General features: G+C 62.9%; 6 protein-coding genes. 2 read left to right on the top strand and 4 right to left on the bottom strand.

The genetic code is table 11. From position 1 onward, the window contains the following. Positions 1–117 precede the first annotated feature (117 nt). Positions 118–264 (bottom strand): hypothetical protein, encoded by a 147-nt coding sequence (locus PSUB009319_RS22845; RefSeq protein ID WP_185453394.1) that lies wholly within the window; start codon positions 262–264, stop codon positions 118–120. Positions 265–716: 452 nt separating this feature from the next. Between PSUB009319_RS22845 and PSUB009319_RS23110 the strand changes: the two genes are divergently transcribed. Then, positions 717–845, top strand: a complete 129-nt coding sequence (locus PSUB009319_RS23110; protein WP_260392870.1) for a hypothetical protein — start codon at positions 717–719, stop codon at positions 843–845. A 461-nt stretch (positions 846–1306) separates the two neighbouring features. On the opposite strand, the gene PSUB009319_RS02555 is transcribed toward PSUB009319_RS23110, so the two are convergent. Next, entirely contained in the window at positions 1307–2368 is a 1062-nt protein-coding gene (locus PSUB009319_RS02555; protein ID WP_124380670.1) for a hypothetical protein, read from the bottom strand. A gap of 889 nt (positions 2369–3257) precedes the next feature. On the opposite strand from PSUB009319_RS02555, the gene PSUB009319_RS02545 reads away from it, so the two are divergent. Beyond that, entirely contained in the window at positions 3258–3599 is a 342-nt protein-coding gene (locus PSUB009319_RS02545; RefSeq protein WP_124380668.1) for a DUF1488 family protein, read from the top strand. A gap of 77 nt (positions 3600–3676) precedes the next feature. Here PSUB009319_RS02545 and PSUB009319_RS02540 read toward each other — a convergent pair whose 3' ends face one another. Further along, complete coding sequence (locus tag PSUB009319_RS02540) at positions 3677–5386, bottom strand: AMP-binding protein (protein ID WP_124380667.1); 1710 nt, start codon at positions 5384–5386, stop codon at positions 3677–3679. A gap of 144 nt (positions 5387–5530) precedes the next feature. Beyond that, positions 5531–6052 (bottom strand): hypothetical protein, encoded by a 522-nt coding sequence (locus PSUB009319_RS02535; RefSeq protein WP_124380666.1) that lies wholly within the window; start codon positions 6050–6052, stop codon positions 5531–5533. Positions 6053–6064 lie beyond the last annotated feature (12 nt).

Here is a 6064-nt window from a genome sequence, read left to right as displayed (position 1 = left end):
GCCCTCCGTCAGCCAATATCCGTTTGACAGAGTGAAGCCGCAACAGTTTATTCAGACATAGCCTTTCTTATTGGCGTGACAGCCAGGATGGGTCAGCTCCAAGGGCCGACCCACAGATCACTCGTCGCGGTGTTCGCGTGCCTGATGCAGCGCTTCGAGCAGACGGCGCGTACGCAGCTTGCGCCACATGACCGGCGCAACGATCGCGGTGGCGATCAGACACGGCACAGCCCAGCCAATGGTGGATTCCAAAAAATTCGTCATGATGCGCCCCTCCCGACACATGTTGCTGATGCGCACAGTTGGGCGGTGCGCATCATGTGGTCCCCGCAGGGCTTTGTTGTTTCGGCGGCGGCCGAAACGCCCTGACATTTATATGGACGGCTATCGGCGCTGTGCATTCAAACCTGAAGCCCAACGTTTGCCGTTTGTGCTATTTCCCGCTTATCGCAATGAACTGTCAATAGTATGGCGATAAGGTTGTAGAACATTGTGGCGCCACACTAACAGGGCCCGCGTGTGTCTGACCCCACTCCACAGTCTGACCGCAAAGGTAACGGCAGATTACGGCGGCCCCGGCGCGAGCGTTGTCAACGCGTGGCAGGCGGTCGGCCGCTGGCTTGGGCGTCATAGTTTTGCTTACAAACGGTAAAGCGCGGTTGCGAGGCGTTTCCATACAGTGAGGCCAAGTCCAACGACAACCACGGAGCCTCACCATGAAACGCACCATCGCCCTGCTCATCCTTGCTGCTGCCGCTGCGTCCGCGCTGAGCGCGTGTGTGGTGGTGCCAGCGGGCGGCTATTACGACCGCCCGCACTATCACCCGTACTACCGCGGTTATTAATGAGTAACTGCGGGGTAACTGCGGGGTAACTGCGGGGTGACCGCGGGGTGACATACGCGGCGGGGCCGGCATGCCCGCCGCTCAGGCCTTGCGCGCCTGCAGCATGCGGATGCGCGCGACGGCCACGCTCACGTCCATCACCTGCAGACCGTGCTCGCGTGCAAAGGCGCGGACGGCGTCGATGTCGCCGGTGGTGGCGCCAAATTGGGCGGCTCATTCTTCACGGGTCAGGGATGTGGGCGGTGGGGTGCCAGCAGCGTGCGCGTGGGCAAATCCGCAGAGGCGGGCGTCTTCAGGGATGGTGCGTTCGCTGCCGCGCAAGGGATGCCGGACCATGGGCCATCTCCATGCAGGTAGGTGGCCCCGGCGTCGCAACCGGCGTGCCGAGGGTACCGAACAGGATGCGGCGCCACCTCCAATCACGTTAGGCGATGGCCTGCCCGCTTGATCTGGCGGGTGCGTCAGTCGGCAAAATCGGCGCCGCCCGCACCTTCTGCGGGACGCTGCGGCTTGCCCTCGGCAAAAGCGCGGCGGATGAGCGCGCCGCAAGCAGCGCTGCGCACATAGGCGCGTGGGCCGAGCGTCTCGCGTACGAGCATGCCGTAATGGCGCTTGTCAGCGGTGATCCACGGATAAAAGCCGAATGCACCGGCCGAGCTGAAGGCGCCGTCACCGCCGTCTTGGTCTTCGATCCAGTAATTGAGCGCGTAGTGCCACGGTTGCGAGGCCGGCGTGCTGACGGCGGTCGGGCACGTGCCGGGCTCGGTGCATACGGCATGCTGGCCGAGCATCTTGCCGAGCTGGTATTCGCCGCGCATCAGCCGGCGCAGGAACTGGCCGTAAGCGAGCGGCGTGGCGATCATGCCGCCGGCCGGCTCAGGCGCAAGGTAACGAATGCCAAGCGGCTGGCCGGCATCACTCAGGCCGGGCACATTGGCTAGCTGGCGGTCGAGATCGTTGTTGAGCATTTCGACATCGGCGCGGCCAAAACCGAGATCGATCAGCAGCTTCTGGTCATGGCCGCCGTTGTAGCTGAAGCGGCCCACATGACCCGGCGTAAAGGTGTGATTGCGGCCGCGCTCAAAACAGCTTTGCACGGTGTCATTGCGATTGCACAGCAGCGGATTGAGCCCGTCGTAGCCAGAGCGCATGGTGAGCGCATCGATCTCGGCGGGGGTGGGCTTGCCGTGCGTGCGCTCGACCACGTATGCACCAAAAACCCATTTGGACGCGGACGCCAGGCGCACCGTTTTGTTGGCACCCACACGCTTGCCCTGCTGTCCGTGCATCAACGCGCCATGGGCGTCGCCGATTTCCCAGTAGTAATCGCCCATGCGCTGGCAACTGCCGGCGTGCGCCAGTGTCGATTCCACTGCGGCGCGGCGTGCTGCCAGGCTCGGCTCGGCAGCGTGCGCGGCGGCCGTTGCCGCCAATACTGCCGACGCCGCCAACGCGGCGGCAATTCCCCCTCGCCCCAGCCCTGCGAGCGCCCTGGTGCTCCGGGCGCGTCTTGCTTGCGTCATATCGTGTCCTGCTCGTTCTCAGATGCCTTGCCAGCCCGGCGGCACTGTACCGCAGCGTGCGTGGCATTTCGCTGTTTTGCGGTGGGACGCCCACTTCTGTGCAGTCTTGCAACACCCGACCCACGAAAAGCGCATGACTGTATCGGCGACACCTTGCAGGCAGATTGCGAGGTGCGATCGGCACGCGTTTCAACGTAATCGTTTGCACTTCGGTTAATTGTCCTCGCAGATCATGAAAGCCGTTTCATATTCGCACCCCCAATATGTCCTAAACCTCCCGTTTATGAGCCAAATGGAGGATAAGGATCATGCCAAGGCACGCTAGCGGTCTGCGCAGAGTGGCCTAGAATGCAACCGAAGAAAAAGAGAATTAAATAACATTAAATTCGCCGCCACAGCGAGCTTGCAGGAGCGGGCCATGGGAACGATCAAACGGGGAATAGCGGGCCTGAGTGCCCGTCGGGGGTGGGGGCATCACCCTGCCAATTGGCAGGTGATTCCAACGCGTCGGCGTCTTTTTCAAACACGCCTTCCGGCGACGCGCGCATCCACCGTTTTGCTCTGGCTGTTTGCTATCTCGATTGCCGTTGGCGTCGGGATGTTGCATCGATTGTGGTAACCCAAAAAACCTATAACTGAATTTTGTACGGGGAAGGTCGCAGCGCGAGAGCAAACCCGCAATCAGTCACCGGATTGACAGACCGCATAACGGCACCGAGGGATAGTCCGACCCGCTTTACTGGGTCAATTGCATCCGGATGGATTTAACATCTGGAGCATCGTCATCCCTCCATTCGGAAACCACGCTCCCGCATGTGATCACTGCGCCGCGAAAGCGGCATGTGCGGCACGCCGCTCAACCGGCACGCCTGATCAATGGGGGAGCATCATGAACATCTCATTCACCGGCAAGACTTTCAGGTCCGTGGGCGACCTGTTCTTCCAAGCCATCGTCGACGGCAAGGTTGTGAGCTGTTTCGTCACGTCCGAAGCGCTGTCGCTCTGCGATTGCGCACATCAGAAGATCACGGCGGAAGAGGTCTATCGCAATTACCGCGATTGGATCGAACTGGCTGCGTCAGACCTGATCCGGGCAGGCACGCTCGCCCCGGTGATCGTGCGCGGCCGTGACCTTGCCGCTTCACGCGCATCGCTGCCGCACGGTGGCGTGCCGGCCTACGACTTGGATCGCGCGCGTCAATTGCGCCTGGTCCCACGCTCGTCGCGCTGATATCGATCAGTGCTGGCACAGCGGAATGTGCGGTCGAGGGCCGCACGTTCTGTGAGTGCCAAAGCACTGCGCGCAGATCAATCGGCCGGAAAATCCTCTTCCCAATACTCCTGCATATTGCGCACGCCCGCGGCGCTTTCGCTGCGCGCGGCTTCACGCAAGCGCAGTTCGACGCGCCGGATCTTGCCCGAAATGGTTTTGGGCAGATCGGCAAACTCGATGCGCCGTACGCGTTTGTACGAAGCCAATCGGTTGCGGCAAAACCGGAGGACGTCGCGCGCCAGTTCCGGGCCGGCTTCGTACCCTGCACGCAGCGCCAGGAAGGCTTTCGGCACGGCCAGGCGTACTGGGTCAGGGCTTGGCACGACGGCGGCCTCCGCAATGGCCGGGTGCTCGATCAGCACGCTCTCCAGCTCGAACGGGCTGACACGGTAGTCCGACGCCTTGAACACGTCATCGGCGCGCCCGACGTAAGTCAGATAACCGCTGGCATCGCGCGCGGCAATGTCGGAGGTGTGATACACGCCGCCGCGCATGGCTTCGGCGGTTTTATCGGCGTTGCCGGCGTAGCCTTCCATCAGGCCGGTTGGGCGGCCACCCTGGCGTGAACTCAATTCGATGCAGATCTCGCCTTCTTCTGCCTCGTTGCCATCGGGGTCGCGCAGGGTGATGCGGTAGCCCGGCAGCGGCCGGCCCATCGAGCCGGCCTTGACCGGTTGCCCTGGGCTGTTGCCGATCTGGCAGGTGGTTTCAGTCTGGCCGTAGCCATCGCGGATGGTGATGCCCCAGGCAGCGCGTACGCGTTCGATCACCTCGGGGTTGAGCGGCTCGCCAGCGCCCACGAGTTCTCGCAGCGCGGGCTTCCAGGCGGCCAGGTCTTCCTGGATCAACATGCGCCACACCGTGGGCGGCGCGCACAGCGTCGTCACCTTGGCGCGGCAGAGCACGTCGAGCGCCGTCTTGGGCTCGAAGCGCGCGTAGTTGTAGATGAAGATGGTAGCGCCAGCATTCCACGGCGCGAATAAGCAGCTCCACGCGTGCTTGGCCCAGCCGGGTGAACTGATGTTCCAGTGCACGTCGCCCGGCGCCAGGCCGATCCAGTACAGCGTGGACAGATGCCCCACCGGATAGCTGGCATGCGTGTGCATCACAAGCTTGGGTTTGGACGTGGTGCCGGACGTGAAATACAGCAGCAGCGGATCGCTGGCCTGTGTTGGCGCGTCGGGGGTGAATTCGGCGCGCGCATCGTAGGCGTCTTCAAAGCGGTGCCAGCCTGCTGGCGCTTTGTCTGTACCAACAGCAATGCGTGTGAACGTGCCCGATACGGCGTCGAGCTTGGCGCAATCCGCCGCACCCACCACCACATGGCTCACCTCACCCATGGCAATGCGTTCGCGCAGGTCTTCGGCCGTGAGCAATGTCGTGGCGGGGATGATGACCGCGCCGATCTTGATGCTGGCGAGCATCACATCCCAGAGCCCCGGCACGTTGCCGAGCATGAGCAGGATGCGGTCACCCCGTTGCACGCCAAGCGCACGCAGATGGTTGGCAACGCGCGCAGAGCGCTCGGCCATTTGCGCGAATGACAGGCGTGTCTCGTGGCCCTGGTCGTCGACCACCCACAGGGCGATGCTGTCGTTGCCACGCGCCATGGTGTCGAAGTAATCGAGCGCCCAGTTGAAGCGATCCAATTCGGGCCACGCAAAATCGCGCACGGCGGTGTCGTAATCCTCACGGTGCGCGAGCAGAAAGTCGCGGCACCGCAGGAAGGCGTCCAGCGATGTCATGCCTGTCTCCTGGGTTTTGACTGCATGCGCCTCGTCCGGGCGCCACGTAAAACGCATGGGGTCTGTTGCCCCTGCCAACCGACATCGCCACTTATAGGAGGATTTTGTCCGCCAGACCAGCCCGGAATCACCCGAGCCATACGCTCATTGCGAGCGCGGCGGAAAACGTAGCGATCGGCCGCCGCCCAGGCTCAACCACGCCCAAGCCCCTGCTGCAACCACGACACCCAGCACGACGATCCATTGGGCGCTGACCAGCATCAGCTCAACGGTACCTGCCATGTCCGGCAGGATTTGCGGCCAGACGGGCGCAAGCCAGCCATCTGCGTCAAACCATGCGCCGCGTCCGGCACCCGTGGCCAGCTCTACCGCCAGCAGCGCCGCATTGATGGCTGCGAACGCCATGCCGCTGTGTGCCAACAAGCGGCTGAACACGGGCAATTCATACAGGGGCCTGAGATATTGAATGTGCCGCGCGAGCGACCACGCGCACACGATAAGCAACGCAACACTGATGGCCACCATGGGTGCGGGGCTGCGCAAGCACACGCCCAGCGCAATCCACGCCAGCGCATTGATCTCGTGGCGCCGATAAATGCGCAGCGCACGCGCGGCGTGCAGCAGGCCGATCGGGGGAACATCAGGGGGAACACCGGCAGACGCCATGATGTGCTCCAT

The organism is Ralstonia sp. SET104, from assembly GCF_003851545.1.
GTDB lineage: Bacteria > Pseudomonadota > Gammaproteobacteria > Burkholderiales > Burkholderiaceae > Ralstonia.
This window is presented reverse-complemented; position numbering and strand designations above follow the sequence as displayed.